At 64.4% G+C, this 16,582-nt stretch carries 14 protein-coding genes and 3 tRNA genes; 9 read left to right on the top strand and 8 right to left on the bottom strand.

What is annotated here, in order from left to right; all coding sequences use genetic code 11:
* Positions 1-62: 62 nt before the first annotated feature.
* Both TVC13_RS16585 and TVC13_RS16580 read right to left on the bottom strand, forming a co-directional pair.
* Positions 63-1,559 (bottom strand): malate:quinone oxidoreductase, encoded by a 1,497-nt coding sequence (locus tag TVC13_RS16585; protein WP_422402248.1) that lies wholly within the window; start codon positions 1,557-1,559, stop codon positions 63-65.
* A gap of 97 nt (positions 1,560-1,656) precedes the next feature.
* Complete coding sequence (locus tag TVC13_RS16580) at positions 1,657-3,327, bottom strand: ABC transporter substrate-binding protein (RefSeq protein WP_422402247.1); 1,671 nt, start codon at positions 3,325-3,327, stop codon at positions 1,657-1,659.
* A 133-nt stretch (positions 3,328-3,460) separates the two neighbouring features.
* Here TVC13_RS16580 and TVC13_RS16575 point away from each other — a divergent pair, with 133 nt between their 5' ends.
* Both TVC13_RS16575 and TVC13_RS16570 read left to right on the top strand, forming a co-directional pair.
* Positions 3,461-5,200 (top strand): dipeptide ABC transporter ATP-binding protein, encoded by a 1,740-nt coding sequence (locus TVC13_RS16575; protein WP_422402246.1) that lies wholly within the window; start codon positions 3,461-3,463, stop codon positions 5,198-5,200.
* 19 nt (positions 5,201-5,219) lie between these two features.
* Positions 5,220-5,825 carry a DUF1349 domain-containing protein gene (locus TVC13_RS16570; RefSeq protein ID WP_422402245.1) on the top strand — a complete coding sequence of 202 codons (606 nt, stop codon included), beginning with the start codon at positions 5,220-5,222 and terminating at the stop codon, positions 5,823-5,825.
* 89 nt (positions 5,826-5,914) lie between these two features.
* On the opposite strand, the gene TVC13_RS16565 is transcribed toward TVC13_RS16570, so the two are convergent.
* The 3 genes from TVC13_RS16565 to TVC13_RS16555 form a co-directional block, all read right to left on the bottom strand.
* Positions 5,915-6,856 (bottom strand): ABC transporter permease, encoded by a 942-nt coding sequence (locus TVC13_RS16565; RefSeq protein WP_422402244.1) that lies wholly within the window; start codon positions 6,854-6,856, stop codon positions 5,915-5,917.
* Complete coding sequence (locus tag TVC13_RS16560) at positions 6,853-7,857, bottom strand: ABC transporter permease (RefSeq protein WP_422402243.1); 1,005 nt, start codon at positions 7,855-7,857, stop codon at positions 6,853-6,855. Before TVC13_RS16560 ends, TVC13_RS16565 begins: the two co-directional genes overlap by 4 nt.
* Before the next feature lie 94 nt (positions 7,858-7,951).
* A complete protein-coding gene (locus TVC13_RS16555) occupies positions 7,952-9,646 on the bottom strand; it encodes an ABC transporter substrate-binding protein (protein WP_422402242.1) in 1,695 nt (564 codons plus the stop codon).
* A gap of 216 nt (positions 9,647-9,862) precedes the next feature.
* On the opposite strand from TVC13_RS16555, the gene TVC13_RS16550 reads away from it, so the two are divergent.
* The 3 genes from TVC13_RS16550 to TVC13_RS16540 all read left to right on the top strand — a co-directional run bounded on the left by TVC13_RS16550 (position 9,863) and on the right by TVC13_RS16540 (position 10,727).
* Positions 9,863-10,267 carry a hypothetical protein gene (locus tag TVC13_RS16550; protein ID WP_422402241.1) on the top strand — a complete coding sequence of 135 codons (405 nt, stop codon included), beginning with the start codon at positions 9,863-9,865 and terminating at the stop codon, positions 10,265-10,267.
* A gap of 117 nt (positions 10,268-10,384) precedes the next feature.
* Positions 10,385-10,457 (top strand) — tRNA-Lys (locus tag TVC13_RS16545).
* 197 nt (positions 10,458-10,654) lie between these two features.
* Positions 10,655-10,727: transfer RNA gene (locus tag TVC13_RS16540), tRNA-Lys, on the top strand.
* Between the two features lie 171 nt (positions 10,728-10,898).
* Here TVC13_RS16540 and TVC13_RS16535 read toward each other — a convergent pair.
* Complete coding sequence (locus TVC13_RS16535; protein ID WP_422402240.1) at positions 10,899-11,738, bottom strand: DUF1206 domain-containing protein; 840 nt, start codon at positions 11,736-11,738, stop codon at positions 10,899-10,901.
* 149 nt (positions 11,739-11,887) lie between these two features.
* The gene (locus TVC13_RS16530; protein ID WP_422402249.1) at positions 11,888-12,385 is read right to left on the bottom strand and encodes a MarR family winged helix-turn-helix transcriptional regulator; all 498 of its coding nucleotides are present in this window, start codon (positions 12,383-12,385) and stop codon (positions 11,888-11,890) included.
* A 155-nt stretch (positions 12,386-12,540) separates the two neighbouring features.
* Here TVC13_RS16530 and bcp point away from each other — a divergent pair, with 155 nt between their 5' ends.
* The 3 genes from bcp to TVC13_RS16515 all read left to right on the top strand — a co-directional run bounded on the left by bcp (position 12,541) and on the right by TVC13_RS16515 (position 14,196).
* On the top strand, positions 12,541-13,008 hold the full coding sequence (gene bcp / locus TVC13_RS16525; RefSeq protein ID WP_422402239.1) for a thioredoxin-dependent thiol peroxidase: 468 nt from the start codon (positions 12,541-12,543) through the stop codon (positions 13,006-13,008).
* A 53-nt stretch (positions 13,009-13,061) separates the two neighbouring features.
* Positions 13,062-13,146, top strand: a tRNA-Leu gene (locus tag TVC13_RS16520).
* Between the two features lie 72 nt (positions 13,147-13,218).
* Positions 13,219-14,196: a 2-hydroxyacid dehydrogenase gene (locus TVC13_RS16515; RefSeq protein WP_422402238.1), complete on the top strand. Its 978-nt coding sequence runs from the start codon at positions 13,219-13,221 to the stop codon at positions 14,194-14,196.
* 2 nt (positions 14,197-14,198) lie between these two features.
* On the opposite strand, the gene TVC13_RS16510 is transcribed toward TVC13_RS16515, so the two are convergent.
* Positions 14,199-14,639 carry a hypothetical protein gene (locus tag TVC13_RS16510; RefSeq protein WP_422402237.1) on the bottom strand — a complete coding sequence of 147 codons (441 nt, stop codon included), beginning with the start codon at positions 14,637-14,639 and terminating at the stop codon, positions 14,199-14,201.
* A 160-nt stretch (positions 14,640-14,799) separates the two neighbouring features.
* Between TVC13_RS16510 and ilvD the strand changes: the two genes are divergently transcribed.
* Positions 14,800-16,503 carry a dihydroxy-acid dehydratase gene (gene ilvD, locus TVC13_RS16505; protein ID WP_422402236.1) on the top strand — a complete coding sequence of 568 codons (1,704 nt, stop codon included), beginning with the start codon at positions 14,800-14,802 and terminating at the stop codon, positions 16,501-16,503.
* The last annotated feature ends 79 nt before the right edge of the window (positions 16,504-16,582 follow it).

The raw sequence follows: 16,582 nt of genomic DNA, 5'->3' as shown, positions 1-16,582 counted from the left end.
ATACGAGATCTTGCCTAGTCTCGTGGGCTCGGAGTTGTGTATATGAGACAGGCAGCAGCTGCCTAGGCCAGCTTCAGCACCCGGTTGGTCTCGGCAAGGATCTCGTCGGCCAGGGACTCGTTCTCGTTGAGCTTGATGCCGTAGCCCGGGACCATTTCCTTGATCTTGGCTTCCCAGCCCGGGAACTCGGCCGGGAAGCAGCGCTTCATCAGGTTGATCATGATGGGCGGGGCGGTGGAGGCTCCCGGGGAAGCGCCCAGCAGTGCGCCGACCGTGCCGTCCGCGGAGGTGATGAGTTCGGTGCCGAACTGCAGCACCCCGCCGCTCTTCGGATCCTTCTTGATGACCTGGACGCGCTGTCCGGCCGTGATCAGATCCCAGCCTTCGGTGATGGCCTCGGGGTAGAACTCGCGCAGGGCCTTGGTCTTGCCTTCACGTGACTTCAGGACCTCGGTGACGAGGTACTTCACGAGGGACATGTTGTCCTTGGCAACAGCCAGCATCGGCACCAGGTTATGCGGGCGCACGGAGAACGGCAGGTCCGTCAGGGAACCGTTCTTGAGGAACTTGGGGGAGAATCCGCCGTAGGGTCCGAACAGCAGCGACTTTTTGCCGTCCACGAACCGGGTGTCCAGGTGCGGTACGGACATGGGCGGGGCGCCTACAGAGGCCTGGCCATAGACCTTGGCGTTGTGCGCGGAGATGATCGACTCGTCGGTGGAGCGCAGGAACTGCCCGGAGACGGGGAAGCCGCCGTAGCCCTTGCCCTCCGGGATGCCGGAGCGCTGCAGCAGGTGCAGTGCGCCGCCGCCGCCGCCGATGAATACGAAGCGGGCCGAGACGGTCCGGGAGGCCTTGGTGGCGCGGTTGCGGACGGTGACGTCCCAGCCGCCGCCGGAGTTCCGGGTGAGGTTGGTGACTTCGTGGCCGAAGTTGAGTTCGGCGCCGTTGGCACCGAGGTAATTGACCAGTTCACGGGTGAGGGCGCCGAAGTCCACGTCGGTGCCGCCGGCAACGCGTGAGGCAGCCACCCGCTGGCCGGAATCGCGGCCCTGCATCAGCAGCGGAGCCCACTCGGCGATCTTGCTGTGGTCCTCGGAGAACTCCATGGACTTGAACAGCGGCTGGGCGCTGAGGGATTCGTAGCGCTTGCGCAGGTACTCGGAGTGCGCGTTTCCCCAGACGAAACTCATGTGGGGCAGCGGGTTGATGAAGCCGCCGGAAATGTGGCCCTGTTCCACCAGGTGGGCCCAGAACTGGCGCGAGACCTGGAACTGTTCGTTGATGCCAACAGCCTTGGCGGGATCAACGGTGCCGTCCGGGCCGGCCGGGCTGTAGTTCAGTTCGCACAGGGCCGCGTGGCCGGTGCCTGCGTTGTTCCAGGGGTCGGAGCTCTCGGTCCCGGCGCGGTCCATCCGCTCATAGAGGGAAATGTCCCAGTCCGGTGCCAGCTGCTTCAGGAACGCCCCAAGGGTCGCGCTCATGATGCCGCCGCCGATCAGCAGTACATCAGTTCTGTTGGCGGACTTCTCCGCCGGGCTCTCAGCAGTCAACTTCATATCTCCAGTCACGTGGACGCTAGCCTTTGAAGCCTATCTCTCCCAGTGGTGCTTACTAAAATTCGGCCGGGTTTGTCACCGTGCCGCCCGTTACACGCTAGTCCGAGAGACGGACGTTGTTGAAGACCTCATTCAACACCGGGGACGTGGGGTACTGCGTCACGCGGGGTGAGAGCGTGAGGGTGGAGATGGGGAAGGCCAGCGGAACGGCGGGAACCCGGGTGGAGATGCGGTCCGAGATCGACCGGTAGGCCTCGGCCCGTTCCTCGGCATTGGCGAGGGTGCGGGCGCGGTCGACCTTCGTGAAGAGCTGGGCGTCGTCGTAGCCGAATTCCTCGGTGTAGGAACCGAACAGGGTACCCACAAAGTTGTCCGCATCCATGTAGCTGCCGGACAGGCCGGAGAGGTGGAGCGCGCGGTCCCCGTTCTTCGAGACAGCTTCGAGATAACCCTCTGACCATTCCATCGGCACCGGCCGGATGTTGAAGCCGGCTGCGGTGAGCTGCCGGCTGAGCTCGGCGTAAACCTTTTCCGGGTTGGGCAGGTAAGCGCGGGTGACGCGTCGCGGGTAATAGAAGGGCAGCTCTTCGCCGGCGTAGCCGGCCTCTTCGAGCAGCTCCTTCGCGCGCTCGGGATTGTGGCCGTAGTTGGTCACGTTGTCCGAGCGCAGTCCCAGCTTCTCGGGAAGGAACTGGTTGGCTGACTTGGTGCCGTTGAGGAACAGGCCCTCCAGCAGGGCGGGCTTGTCGATGGCATGGGCAATGGCCTGGCGCATCTTGGGCTCATCGAGCCCGGGGAAGTTCTGGTTGATGCCCAGATAGAGAATTGAATACGGGTCGCGCTGCAGGATCTGCATCCCGGCGCGGGCCAGTTCACCGACGTCGGAGACGGTGACCAGGTCGTAGCCGTCCACCTCTGCGTTCTTCAGCGCGCGCAGCCGGGACTCGGGGCTGGTGATGGTGCGGAACACCAGGTCACGGATCTGCCCGTGTTCCCCCCAGTAGTCCGGGTTGGAAACCAGCGTCAGTTCGTCATCCACCCAGCTGGAGAACATAAACGGTCCGGTACCCACCGGGTGCTGGCCGTAAGCCGAGAGCCGTGTCCCGTTCCGCTCCTGGTTGAGTTCATCGGCGTTGCCGCGCTTCAGTGCCTGGGGAGAGGAGATCGCAAATTCCGGTGATGCCAGCGCCGGGATGAGCCCGGGCAGGCGGGTGTTCAGTTCCAGCCGCACTGTGTACTCGCCGGCGGGGACGCAGGACTTGAAAGCGGACAGATCCGGGGTGTCCGCAAATCCCTTGAAGACAGAGCTGAACATCAGGACCTCAGGTCCCCGTGCCGACTCCGGCAGGTTGTACCAGCGGGCAAAATTCGCACACGCGGCCTCCGCGTTGAAGGGCGTGCCGTCGTGGAAGGTGACTCCGCGGCGGAGGGTGAATTCGTAGGTCCGGCCTTCATCCGATTCGTTCCATTCCTCGGCAAGCGCGGGCACCGGGGCGGAAGTGAGGGGGTCGACGCCGACCAGGGTTTCGAGGATCTGGCGGGTTACACGGTGGGATTCAGTGTCCACGGCCAGGAAAGGGTCGAGCCCGCTGGGGCGCGCCGCGGTGGCGAACGTGAATGCAGCTACCGGTCCGGCGGCATTGGAGGCAGAGGGTGAACCGCTCGGGGACTCTTCTTCCGGCCGCGCGGCGGTGCAGCCGGCCAGGGCGAGCGCAGCGGCAATCGCGGAAGCTTTGATCACGGAGCGCCGCGTGGCGGAATTAGTCACAGCTGCTGGGTTCTCCTTGAGGCACGCACCAGCCCGGCCTGGGCGGTGGATTTCTTAGTCTAAATGATAAAAAACCGGTAAAGGCGGGTGAGAGTTGCCTCACAACAGGGCTTTGGTAAGGCAGGATATGGAAATGACTGAAACCAGCCCTGAATCTTCGCTGCTCGAAGTGACCGATCTCGCCGTCGGCTTCCAGACCATGGATGGCCCCGTGCAGGCGGTACGCAAGGCCGGATTCAGCCTCGGTGCCGGGAAAACCCTGGCGATCGTGGGCGAATCCGGTTCCGGAAAATCCACTACTGCGATGGCGGTGATTGGGCTCCTGCCGGGCAACGGCAAAGTCTCTTCCGGCAGCATCCGGTTTGACGGCCAGGAACTGGTGGGACTGCCCGAATCGAAGATGCGCGCCATCCGGGGCCGGTCCATCGGGCTGGTTCCCCAGGACCCCATGTCCAACCTCAATCCGGTCACGAAGATCGGCACGCAGGTGGCGGAGACCCTCCTGGTGCACGGTATGGCAACTTCCAGGGACGTGGACCGCAAGGTCATCGAGGTACTCACGGCGGCCGGTCTTCCCGATGCCGCCGAGCGTGCCAAGCAGTATCCGCATGAATTTTCCGGCGGTATGCGGCAGCGTGCCCTCATTGCCATCGGACTGGCCTGCCGTCCGCGTCTGCTGATCGCCGACGAGCCCACCAGCGCGCTGGACGTCACCGTGCAGCGGACCATCCTGGACCAGATCGGACGGATGACGGACGAGCTTGGCACTTCCGTCCTGCTGATTACCCATGACCTTGGGCTCGCCGCTGAGCGTGCATCGGACCTGGTGGTGATGCACCGCGGCGAGGTCGTTGAGACCGGTCCAGCCCGCCAGCTGCTTGAAGACCCGCAGCACCCGTACACAAAGTCCCTTGTCAGCGCGGCTCCCAGCGTCGCTGCTGTCCGTCTCAGCCCGGGAGCTTTCGCGGCTCCTGCCGCTGAGCGGCTGACCCTCGTGGACGGAAATGTCCCGGACTCTGCCGCTCGGGCGGCTGAAACGGCTGGCAATTCTGCGGCCGGGGAAAGCGCTGCGCCGGACAACATCGTTGAGATCCGGGACCTTAACAAGGTGTTCAAGATCCGGGGCAAATCCGGAGACTTCCACGCTGTACGGAACGTGAGCCTGGAGATTCCCCGCGGCCGGACCGTGGCAATCGTGGGGGAGTCGGGGTCAGGCAAGACCACTACCGCCCGAATGCTGCTCAAGCTGATCGAACCGACCAGCGGTTCCATGACCTTCGACGGGGTGGACATTGCCTCGCTCGCAAAGGGCCAGCTGAGCGATTTCCGCCAGCGGGTCCAGCCGATCTTCCAGGACCCGTATTCTTCACTGGATCCGATGTTCACCATTGAGCGGATCCTCGACGAGCCGCTAAAGACCTACAAGCGAGGCGACCGCAGGGAACGGGCTGCCCGCGTCCGCGAGCTGATGGAGCAGGTTGCCCTGCCCGCATCCATGCTCCGCCGGTATCCGGCAGAGCTCTCCGGCGGGCAGCGGCAGCGCGTAGCGATCGCCCGGGCGCTGGCGCTCAAACCGGAACTGATCATCTGTGACGAGCCCGTGTCCGCGCTGGATGTGCTGGTGCAGGCACAGATTCTCAAGCTGCTCGGGGACCTGCAGCGGGACCTCGGACTGAGCTACCTCTTTATCAGCCATGACCTCGCCGTGGTCCGCCTCATCTCGGACTACGTGTGCGTGATGAAGGACGGCGAACTCGTGGAGGCAGCGACGTCGGAGGAAGTGTTCCAGAACCCGCGCCACCCCTACACACGCAAGCTGCTGGCATCGATCCCGGGCAATGAGCTAAACATCCACGACGAGCTGGCTTCCTAGGCCTGCACTAAGAGAGGGGATGACGGGGATCGAAGAAAGCCTGATCGACTGGGACCGCGGGACCTGGCGTAACCCGCCGGTCCGGGCTGTCGCTGACGGGAACAGCCTGCAGGTGGCCGCCGCCGGGCAAAGTGATGCGTGGAGGCATACCTCGTATGGGTTTGTCCATGACAGTGCACATGCCCTCCTTGCGCCGTTAGGCGCTGAGGGCGCAATGGAGGTCTCGTTTCTCCTGGACTACTCGGAGCAGTTCGATCAGGCGGGAATCTTCCTTTACGTCTCGGAGCCGGTGTGGATCAAGGCCGGTGTAGAGGTCTCCGACGGGATGCCGCAGGTTGGCGCCGTTGTGACACATGAAGTCTCGGACTGGTCGGTGGCACCTGTTCCGGAGTGGATTGGCCAGGAGATCACCGTGAGGTTGAGCAGGGCCGGTGACGCTGTCACGATCAGGGCTCGCGCCGGCGATGAACCTTTTCGCCTCATCCGCGTCGCACCCCTGAGTAAGACCGCCAGCGCCCAGGCTGGCCCGTTTTGCGCTTCGCCCACGCGGGATGGCCTCACTGTCACCTTCACCCGATGGGTCGGAACCGAAGCGGATCCGTCGCTTCACCCTGAGTTCGACTAGGGCCGCGTGCTCCGGTGCCGGCCGGAACAGCAAAGGGTCCGCTTTCCCGGAAAGGAAAGCGGACCCTTTGCTTTGCGGCGAACCGCCGGCTACTTGCGTCTGGTCTTGGGATCCAGGGCCTCACGCAGGGACTCGCCCAGCAGGGTGAATCCAAGAGCTGTGATGGCAATGCAGATGCCCGGCAGGAACGCCAGCTGCGGCGCCACCGCCAGTTCGTTCTGCGCGTAGGTCAGCATCCGGCCCCATTCGGCGCTCTCCGGACGTCCGCCGCCGAGCCCCAGGAAGGACAGGGCAGCGGCGTCGATCACTGCTGTGGCCAGGGTCAGGGTGGCCTGGACAATCACGGGACCCACGCTGTTGGGCAGCAGATGGCTCATGGTGATGGTCCGGGTGCTCAGGCCCAGTGCCTGTGCGGACAGGACGTAATCCGCTCCGCGCTGGCTGATCATCGAGGAGCGCAGGAGCCGGGCGAAGATCGGCACCTGCGATACACCGATGGCAATCATGACCGCGGACGGTGTCTGTCCCAGTACGGCAGCGATGCTCACCGCCAGCAGCAGGTTGGGCACCGAAAGCAGGATGTCCACGAAACGCATAATGACGTTGTCCACCCAGCCGCCGAACCCGCCGGCGATCACGCCGAGCAGCATGCCGCCCAGCAGGCCGAGGGCCGTGGATATGACACCGATCAGGAGCGAAGCGCGTGCTCCCCAGATGAGCTTGGAGAGGACGTCTCCGCCGAACCTGTCGAGGCCCAGGGGAAAACCCTCTACCTCGCCCGGGCCGGGAATCGACGTCGGCGTGATCTGGGTGCGCCCGGGCAGTTCCTCGCCGCCGTAGGGCGCAAGGAGCGGCGCGAAGATGGCAACCAGAATGAACAGGCCCACGATGACTGCGCCCGCGATTGCCGCAGGGTTGCGGCGCAGCCGCCGGAAGGCGTCCTGCCACATTCCGCTCCCGCGCGTGTCCGGGGCTGAAGGCTCATCCGGGCGGACTGCCCCGCCGGAAGGAGGGGGAAGAACTGTACTCATTGCACCCTCACCCTCGGGTCGATGAAGCCGTAGGACACGTCAACCAGCAGGTTGATCAGTGAATACGCTACGGCGATGAAAATGATGAAACCCTGCAGCACGGGATAGTCGAGGTTGAAGATGGCATCCCGGAGGAATCTGCCAACCCCGCTGAACGCGAAGACTGTTTCCGTCAGCACCGCTCCCGAGATGAGCAGCCCGGTCTGCAGGCCGATCGTCGTCGTAACGGGAAGCATGGCGTTGCGCAGCACGAACCGGTTGCGGATGGTCCGTTCCATCAGGCCTTTGGCCCGGGCAGTGCGGACATAGTCTGCACCCTGGACTTCAAGGACCGAGGCACGCGTAATGCGCACGATGATGGCCAGCGGAATGGTGCCCAGTGCGATGCCGGGAAGCACCAGGTGCATCAGGGCATCCCAGGACGCGTCCCATTCCCGGGTCAGCAACCCGTCCAGGACGTAGAAGTCCGTCACGTGCGTGGCGTTGATTCTCGGATCCTGCCGCCCGTCCGTGGGGAAGAGGGGAATCTGGATGGCCAGGAGCCATTTGAGGATAAAGGCCAGGAAGAACACCGGAACGGTGATGCCGATCAGGGACAGCACCACGGAGGAGTGGTCCCAGAAACGGCCGTAGTGCCGGGCAGCCAGGTAACCCAGGGGGATGCCGATGCCGATCGCGAAGATGAGCGCCACGGCAGCAAGTTCCAGGGTGGCCGGGAACCGGGTGGCGAACTCTTCGAGGACCGGACGGCCGGTGACCGTGGAGACGCCGAAGTCACCCTGCAGCAGTTTGCCCACATAGGTGAAGTACTGCTCGATGAGCGGCCGGTCGAAGCCGTAGGCCTCATTGATCCGTGCGATGGCCTCAGGTGTGGCTTTGTCTCCGAGGAGCGCAGTGGCTGGGCCGCCGGGAAGGCTGCGGACCCAGATGAACAGAAGGATGGACAAGCCGATCAGGGTCGGGATCAGCATTAACAGGCGCTTGCCTATAACTCGCAGCACGAGTGTCCTTTCTCAGCCGGTTGTGCGGCTGCGGAAAAGGTAAGGACAGAACGGACCGGGACCCAGCCAAGCTGGATCCCGGTCCGGTTCGCCGCTACTTGTTGAGCTTGATCTGGTTGAACACTTCGTCGTTCACGGGGGAGGCGGGGTATGAATCCACGCGGTCCGAGAAAGCGAGCGACGGCGCCGGGTGGGCCAGCGGCACAGCCGGGACGTACTTGGCGATGTCGTCGTTGATCTTCTCGTACATCGGGGTCTGCTCCTCCAGGCTGCTTACCTGGCGGGCGGCCTCGAGCTGGTCAAAGATCTCCTGGTTGGTGAAGCCGAATTCAGGCTTCTCCTGACCGAAGAACACACCCACGAAGTTGTCCGTGTCGTTGTAGTCGCCGGTCCAGCCCAGCAGGTGGATGCCGTGGTCCTCAGTGGCCTGGACGCGGTCGAGGTAGTCCGGGGACCACTTGCTCGGCTGCGGGTTGACCTTGATGCCCACTTCCTCCAGCTGTGCGGAGATGTTGGAGAACACCTGCTCCGGAGTCGGCATGTACGGGCGGGAGACGCCGGTCGGGTAGTTGAAGTCCACCGTGAAGCCGTCCGGGTAACCGGCTTCAGCGAGGAGTTCCTTGGCCTTCTCGGGATCGTAGTCGTACGTGGTGACGTCTTCGTTGTAGCCGTTGACGACGTCGGGAATGAACTGCGTTGCAACCTTGGTGCCTTCGGGAAGGGTCTGGTTGACCAGCGCTTCCTTGTCGATCGCGTGCGCGATCGCCTGCCGGACCAGCGGATCGGCGAGCTGCTCGACCTTCTGGTTCATGCCCAGGTACAGGATGGTGAAGGGGTCGCGCGGAATGACCTTGAAGCCGGCGTCGGCCAGGGCCTGGGTATCGGCCGGAGCCACGAGATCGTAACCGTCAATGTCGCCGGACTGCAGGGACTGGCGGCGGGAGTTGGGATCATCGATGACGCGGAAGATGATGTCCGTGACCTGTCCCTGGTCGCCCCAGTAGTCCTCGTAGGCGGACAGGGTGATCTGGTTGCCGACTTCCCAGCCCTCGAACTTGAAGGGGCCGGTGCCGGTGGGGTGCTCCTTGGCATAGGTGGTCAGTGTGGGGGCCTCGGCAGTGCCGGAGGCCTCGTCTGCTGCGTACTCTTCCATCGCCGTCGGGCTCTGCATGGAGAAGGCCGGCAGTGAGAGGGCGGCGATGAAGCCGGCGAAGGGCTTGGCCAGGGTGACTACGGCCTGGTTCTCGGCGGGAGCTTCGCACGACTCGTACGTGGCGGTCTCCGGGCTGTCAGCGAAGCCCTTGAACAGCTTGCTGTAGTAGTAGGCGAGGCTCTCTGCCTGCTGGATGCCGGTGAAGTTGTACCAGCGGTCGAAGTTGGCGCAGACGGCCTCGGCGTTGAACGGCGTTCCGTCGTGGAAGGTGACGCCCTCTTCGAGGTCAAAGGTGTAAGTCAGGGCGTCCTCGGACGTTTCCCAGGACTTGGCCAGCAGCGGTGCGGGATCGGCGGTGCCGGGCTCCACGCCTACGAGGCCTTCGAAGATCTGGCGGCTGACCCGGAAGGACTCGCCGTCGGAGGCGAAGGCGGGGTCAAGGGTCTTGGGATCGGAGGACGCGGCGAAGACGAAGGTGCCGTCAACCTCGGAGGCTGTCGCGCCGTCGTCCGCTGCGTCCCGGTTGCTTTCGGCGCAGCCTGAGAGCACGAGCGCGCTCATGGCCAGTCCGGCAGTGAGGGCGGCAGCCCGTCGCCGGGTCTGCCGGCTGAGAGTGAATCTGCCAGCAAGGGTCATTTTTCTATCTCCTCTGGGCGTGAGGTCCGTTACCCGCCGGGTGGCCGGAAACGTCCATTGTGTTGTGCAACACACGTGTAGTCCCAGAGCCTAGCGTTACGGGCGGGATGGTTTGGGACGCTAAGCGTGTCCTGCCCGGTCACAATTCGGTTACACAGTTCCCCGCGGATTTGCCGGAATCGCATGGACAGGCGCGGGGCCCGGCCGTAGCGTCGAATGGTGGGAACATCCTCTGCCGGTAACGGACACCCTGGCCTGGCAGCGCTCGCTGCCGGGGCGGCCGTTGGGCTGACCGCAGCAGCGGCGGCGGCCGTGCTGGAGAGGCTGCGCCGGAACCCGGTCATCTCCAGGGGTCTTCGGTTTCCCCCCGGGGAGCCGAAGGCAGGCGCCAATGCCGTCCCGATCAGCGCCCGCAAGGATCCGGACCTCCCCGGCTGGAAGCAGGGGATGCCGGGCTCGGCGGAGACCGTAACGGTGGAGGTCAGCTCTCTCGACGCCGGAACGGGGATCCCGCACCGTACCTGGATTGTCTACAACGGACCTGAATGGCAGTCCCGGCCGGGGGAGCTTATGGTGCCGCCGGGGCATTCCCGGGCGGCGGATAGGGCAGGCACGCTGTGAATCAGGTCTCACTTGGCGGTTTTGGTTTTTTCCAGGCGAAAAGTACTGGTAGAGTTTCATGTCGTTGCCGAGCGCAAAGAGCTGGTTACACCAGCACAAACGCTCAAGCAGCTGCCAGCACCTCTAGCTCAATTGGCAGAGCAATTGACTCTTAATCAATGGGTTCCGGGTTCAAGTCCCGGGGGGTGCACAGTAGGAAATCCGCCGCTCCGGTTCCGGGGCGGCGGATTTTTTTGTGCCTGGCTGCGTGTCTTCCGCTGGCGATCCTGCTGCCGCCTGCCGCCGCAGGATGCCCGGGCGGCCGTTTAGGCAGGACGCAAAAAGGATGGTAGAGTATTTTCCCGGTGCTGATCGCCGGGGAAGTTCATTCCGCAGGATCACCGCCACGCACCTCTAGCTCAATTGGCAGAGCAATTGACTCTTAATCAATGGGTTCCGGGTTCAAGTCCCGGGGGGTGCACAGTTGAGGAAAGCCCCGTTAGGACCGGCAGCAAGCCGGGACTGCGGGGCTTTTCGTTTACCCCGTGCCAGGTCGATGCCGGCCTCGACCCTTCCTGCGCCTGGGGTGAAGCGTCCGCATCGAGAATCCTGTGAAGGGCGCCCCTGGGCCGAGGTGCCCGTCAGCCCCGTGTCACATTCGGCCCCAGCGGGCTCGCGCCAGTGCGAATATCCCGTAGCAGATAAGCCCGGCTGCAATCACGAGGATCAGCGGCGCGCCAAAGGGATAGTCCAGCAGGGCCTGCAGGCTGCCGTCCAGTCCGGTAGATTCTTCCGGCTGGTGGTTTACGGCAGCGGCAATGAAGAGCAGTCCCACGAGGAACAGCGCCACTCCCTTCCCAATGTGGCCCGCCACGCCCAGCGCATTGAGCAGGTGACCGCGGCGGGTGTCCTCGAAGTACTTCAGCTCAGGCCTAAACCGCCGGGCGGACCCCTTGAAGACGAAGTACGCACCAATGCCCAGGATCAGTGCGCCAACCGCTCCCAGGGCCGGCGCACCCGCGGGTGAGGCCACGACTGCGGCGCTGAAGTCGGAGGTCCTGTCCCCGGAGTCCCGTCCCGTGCCGCCCGCAAAGGCGGCGAACGTCGCAGCGACACTGCCGTAGATGAAGACCAGCGATCCGGAGGAGATGCCCTTGGCAAGCCTTTCCCTCGTTGGCCTGCGGCGCACGCGTACGGTAGCTTCCGCGAACTGCCACAGTGCCAGGGACGCACAGGCAATGCACCCGGCCCACATCAGCAGGGGGCCGAACGGTTCCGAGCGTGCAAGAGGCCCGATGGCACCGCTGGTCTCCGCCTGGCCGTAACCGCCAAAGGCAACACTCGCCGCAATGGAGCCAATGAGGATGTGCAGCAGGGCCAGCACGGCGAACCCGGACCGTGCCAGGAAGTCCAGTCCTGGGCTGTCGGCGGCTTCCTCCAGTGCCTGGGCAGCCTCGCTGCCGGCTGTCTCCCCGCCGGGCTCGGCAGTCATCGCCACATCCTTCCGCGAACTTTTCCGTGATTGTGGATCCAGCGTAGTGCCCGCGGGGCGCCGGGAATGCGCCGCGCTTAAACGCCGGAAGGGCGCACCGGCACGGTGCGCCCTTCCGGCGTTTATGACTGTTGTTCCTGTGCAGCCGCCTAAGCAGTCCTGGAAGCCGTATCCATGGGAACGTCCAGGGGGGCATCCAACGGTACCGGGAGGCCCGGTACATCCACTGCCATGTGCCAGCGGGGGTTGCCCAGCTCACGGATTACCGTTCGCAGCTGGCTGCGAAGGTCCTCAGAGAGCAGTTCTCCGCCGTCGAGGAGTGTGCGCTCGATGTCCTGTGCCTCGTGCAGGGCTTCAATGCCCGCGGGAGTAATCGACACCATGTGGCTGCGCTTGTCGAGGTCGTTTCGTACCCGGGTTACGTGCCCGTGTGCTTCCAGACGTGCAAGAGTCTTGCCCATTGTCTGCGCTTGGACGCGGACCAGCTGCGCAAGATGCGCCTGTGTCATGGGGCCCTGGGAATCCAGAACTCCAAGGGCGATAACGCCCGCGTGGGTCACTCCTATTCGTACCAACCGCTCATTCCAGGCATGTTCAACCAGGCGGGCGGCTGTTGATAAGAGGCGACCGGTGGGCCAGTGCTCCATATCCGGCATAAAACTGAACTCTTCCTTTCGAGTGCGGATTCACGCGGCCTGATCGGATAGCCTACAAATCCAGTGTCTAGGATAGCCAACCGCAAGCCTGCTGTCGTCCTGTGACACAGCGTTTGCTCAATTGATACCTAAGGAGCCCGCCTTTTATGTCGAAACTCACCCCCGGTGACCCGGCGCCCGATTTCACTCTGACGGCTTCGGACTCCTCTGTTGTGTCCCTCGCGGACCTGCGCGGCCGCAGCGTCATTGTTTATTTCTACCCGGCAGCAGCAACTCCGGGATGCACCAAGGAAGCCTGCGACTTCCGGGACAACCTGAATTCACTTGCCGCTTCCGGCTACGCCGTCCTCGGCATCTCACCGGACAAGGTGGAGAAACTGGCCAGGTTCGCCGCAGATGAAGCCCTGAACTTCCCGCTGCTCTCCGATCCGGACCACGCCGTGGCCGAGGCCTACGGTGCATGGGGCGAGAAGAAGAACTACGGAAAGACCTACGAAGGGCTGATCCGCTCCACTGTCGTCGTTGATCCCGAGGGCAAGGTTTCCCTCGCCCAGTACAACGTCCGCGCAACCGGACATGTTGCCAAACTGCGCCGTGATCTCGGTCTCGACTGAACCTCAGGTACACTAAAGGCTGGCTTTGGCCGGGAAACCGGCCAGCTTGCCGCGCGCGAGTGGCGGAATTGGCAGACGCGCTGGATTTAGGTTCCAGTGTCTTCGGACGTGTGGGTTCAAGTCCCTCCTCGCGCACCACAGCAAAACACCCCGGTCACGGCCGGGGTGTTTTTCTTTTCCCGGCGGGCACCGAAGCTAGGCTATGGAAGCATGTCAGCCGAACCGAAAGTGCGCACTATCACGGTGCCCACCCCCCAGCTCCTTGATGCCCTCCAGCCGCTTCCCGCCGGAATGCGGGGCGCACTCTGGGACTTCGACGGCGAGCCCGACGGCGTTGCCTACACGGACATCGATGCCGTCGTAGCCCCCTACCAAGGCGATACATCCTGGCAGGCGGGCATCTCACGGGTGCCCAACCTGAAGCTTCTCCAGGCCCAGACCACAGGCTACGACGGGCTGCCGGAACTCGCGGGGCCGGCAACAGCGGTCGCAAGCGCAGCAGGCGTTCACGCAGCTGCCACCGCGGAACTGGCCGTGGGGCTGATGCTCGCCTCACTGCGCGGAATCGATGCAGCGGTGCGGAACCAGCAGCAGGGATTATGGAACCCGTTCCGGTACCCCGGGCTCGCGGACCGGAAGGTCACTCTGGTAGGGGTGGGCGGCATCGGGCAGGAGATCGCAGCACGCCTTGATCCGTTTGAGGTCCGGCTCACCCGGGTTGGCAGTACGGCGCGGAACGACGTCGGCGGGCACGTTCACGGCGTGGATGAGCTGGTGGATCTCGCTGCGGATACCGAGGTCCTTGTGGTTATCACTCCGCTCACAGAACAGACCCGCGGCCTCATCGACGCACGGGTCCTGGGCGCACTTCCCGACGGCGCGCTGGTGGTCAATGTGGCCCGCGGCCCCGTGGTCGACACCGAGGCGCTGACCAAGGAAGCAGTTTCCGGCAGGCTGCGCGCGGCGCTGGACGTTGTGGACCCGGAGCCGCTGCCGCCAGGCCATCCGCTCTGGAACTGTGCCAACGTGATCATCACGCCGCACGTTGGAGGCAACTCAGAAGCCTTTACCCCGCGGATTGAAGGATTCCTCCGTCGCCAGGTGCAGCGGCTTGCGGTGGGGGAGGATCCGCTGAACCTGGTCCAGCCCGGCCCCTGGGGGGCAGGGCTGAGCTGGCAGCCGGACTGAGCCTAAGCCAGGTCCAGGAAGACATCCAGGAAAGAGTGGAAGTCGGACCGGTCGCCGTCCTGGCGCAGGATGCGGTGCACGCTGCCGGGAGCGGCCGGAAGTGCTGCCTCGGATTCAACTCCGAAGCGAAACACCCTTCCGGTGCTGGTGCCTACCTCGTAGCTTCCCGGTGCCAGTTCATCGGCATGGGAGAGATTGGTGGTGTTAATGGCGGTGGGAGGTTCCAGGCCCTGCAGGGAGTCTGTTTCGAACGGCGCGAACACCAGCTCAGGGGGACTCCAGCGGTAGCCCAGGACAAAGTAGCCCGCTGAATCCGGCAGGGGAGTGGCGCAGACAAGGTTGTAGTCGCCGTAGTTGGGCATCTGCGAGTCGAAGACGCGGCGGAGGGCGGACTTGAGTTCGTCGCTGGCGTGGTCGTCTTCCGGTCCTGTTTCCGCACTCATGCTCCCCAGTGTATGGACACGCACCCCCATCAGGGGAAGCGCGCCGGGGCAGCGGGGAAAGTTCATCGGGCCGTGCAGTCCGCGTAACCCGGACGTAACACGGCCGCCGGCGCTGCGGCTGGATGCGCGGGCCCGGTCGGGAAAGGAATAGGATTTTGCTATGACCACGGAGAGCACCCCTGACATCAAACCCCGCAGCCGAGTCGTCACCGACGGTATCCATGCAGCGCCTGCGCGCGGCATGTTCCGCGCGGTGGGAATGGGTGATGACGATTTCGCCAAGCCCCAGATCGGCATTGCCAGTTCCTGGAATGAAATCACCCCCTGCAACCTCTCCCTGAACCGGCTGGCCCAGGGTGCCAAGGAAGGCGTACACGCCGGCGGCGGATTCCCCATGCAGTTCGGCACCATTTCCGTCTCCGACGGTATTTCAATGGGCCACGAAGGCATGCACTTCTCCCTGGTGTCCCGCGAAGTCATTGCCGACTCCGTTGAAACCGTGATGATGGCCGAGCGCCTGGACGGTTCCGTCCTGCTGGCCGGCTGTGACAAGTCCCTGCCCGGCATGCTGATGGCAGCCGCCCGCCTCGACCTTTCCAGCGTGTTCCTCTACGCCGGCTCGATCATGCCCGGCTTCGCCAAGCTGGAAGACGGAACCGAGAAGGAAGTCACCCTGATTGACGCCTTCGAAGCCGTCGGCGCCTGCGCCGCGGGCAAGATGAGCCTCAAGGACCTGGACACCATCGAACGTGCCATCTGCCCCGGCGAAGGTGCCTGCGGCGGCATGTACACGGCCAACACCATGGCCTGCATCGGCGAGGCACTGGGTATGTCCCTGCCGGGCTCGGCAGCGCCGCCCTCGGCTGACCGCCGCCGCGACGAGTTCGCCCGCAAGTCCGGCGAAGCCGTGGTGAACCTGCTGCGCAAGGGCATCACCGCCCGCGACATCATGACCAAGAAGGCCTTCGAGAACGCGATTGCCGTAACCATGGCATTCGGTGGCTCCACCAACGCCGTCCTGCACCTGCTGGCAATTGCCCGTGAAGCCGAAGTCGACCTCACGCTGGAGGACTTCAACCGCATCGGCGACACGATCCCGCACCTGGGCGACCTCAAGCCGTTCGGCCGCTACGTCATGTACGACGTCGACAAGATCGGCGGCGTGCCGGTGATCATGCGTGCGCTGCTCGACGCCGGCCTGCTGCACGGCGACTGCCTCACCGTCACGGGCAAGACGGTGGCCGAAAACCTGGAAGCCATCAACCCGCCGGATCCCGACGGCAAGGTGCTCCGGGCCATCGACAACCCGATCCACAAGACCGGCGGCATCACCATCCTGAAGGGATCGCTGGCCCCGGAAGGCGCCGTTGTGAAGTCTGCAGGCTTTGACGCGGATGTCTTCGAGGGCACGGCCCGCGTCTTCGAACGTGAGCAGGGTGCCCTGGACGCGCTCGACGCCGGGCAGATCCATGCCGGCGACGTCGTCGTCATCCGCTACGAGGGCCCCAAGGGCGGCCCGGGCATGCGCGAGATGCTTGCCATCACCGGTGCCATCAAGGGAGCCGGGCTGGGTAAGGACGTCCTGCTGCTGACCGACGGCCGGTTCTCCGGCGGCACCACGGGCCTGTGCATCGGCCACGTGGCACCGGAAGCAGTCGACGGCGGTCCCATCGCCTTCGTCAAGGACGGTGACCGGATCCGCGTGGACATCGCTGCCCGGACGTTCGACCTGCTGGTGGAACCCGAAGAGCTCGAAGCCCGCAAGGTCGGCTGGGAGCCGCTGCCGGCGAAGTTCACCAAGGGTGTCCTTTCCAAGTACGCCAAGATGGTCAACTCCGCTTCCACCGGGGCTTACTGCGGTTGAAACCTTCCCGAGGTGCGGCGCCGGCCTAAAAGCCTCCCCGGGGGGGGGGGGGGGTGGGGGGGGGCGCCCCGGGCCCCCC

It is taken from the genome of Arthrobacter sp. 3Tela_A (genome assembly GCF_049311025.1).
GTDB lineage: Bacteria > Actinomycetota > Actinomycetes > Actinomycetales > Micrococcaceae > Arthrobacter_B.
Note: the sequence above shows the minus strand (reverse complement) of the source record. Positions and strands in the feature narration are given on the sequence as shown.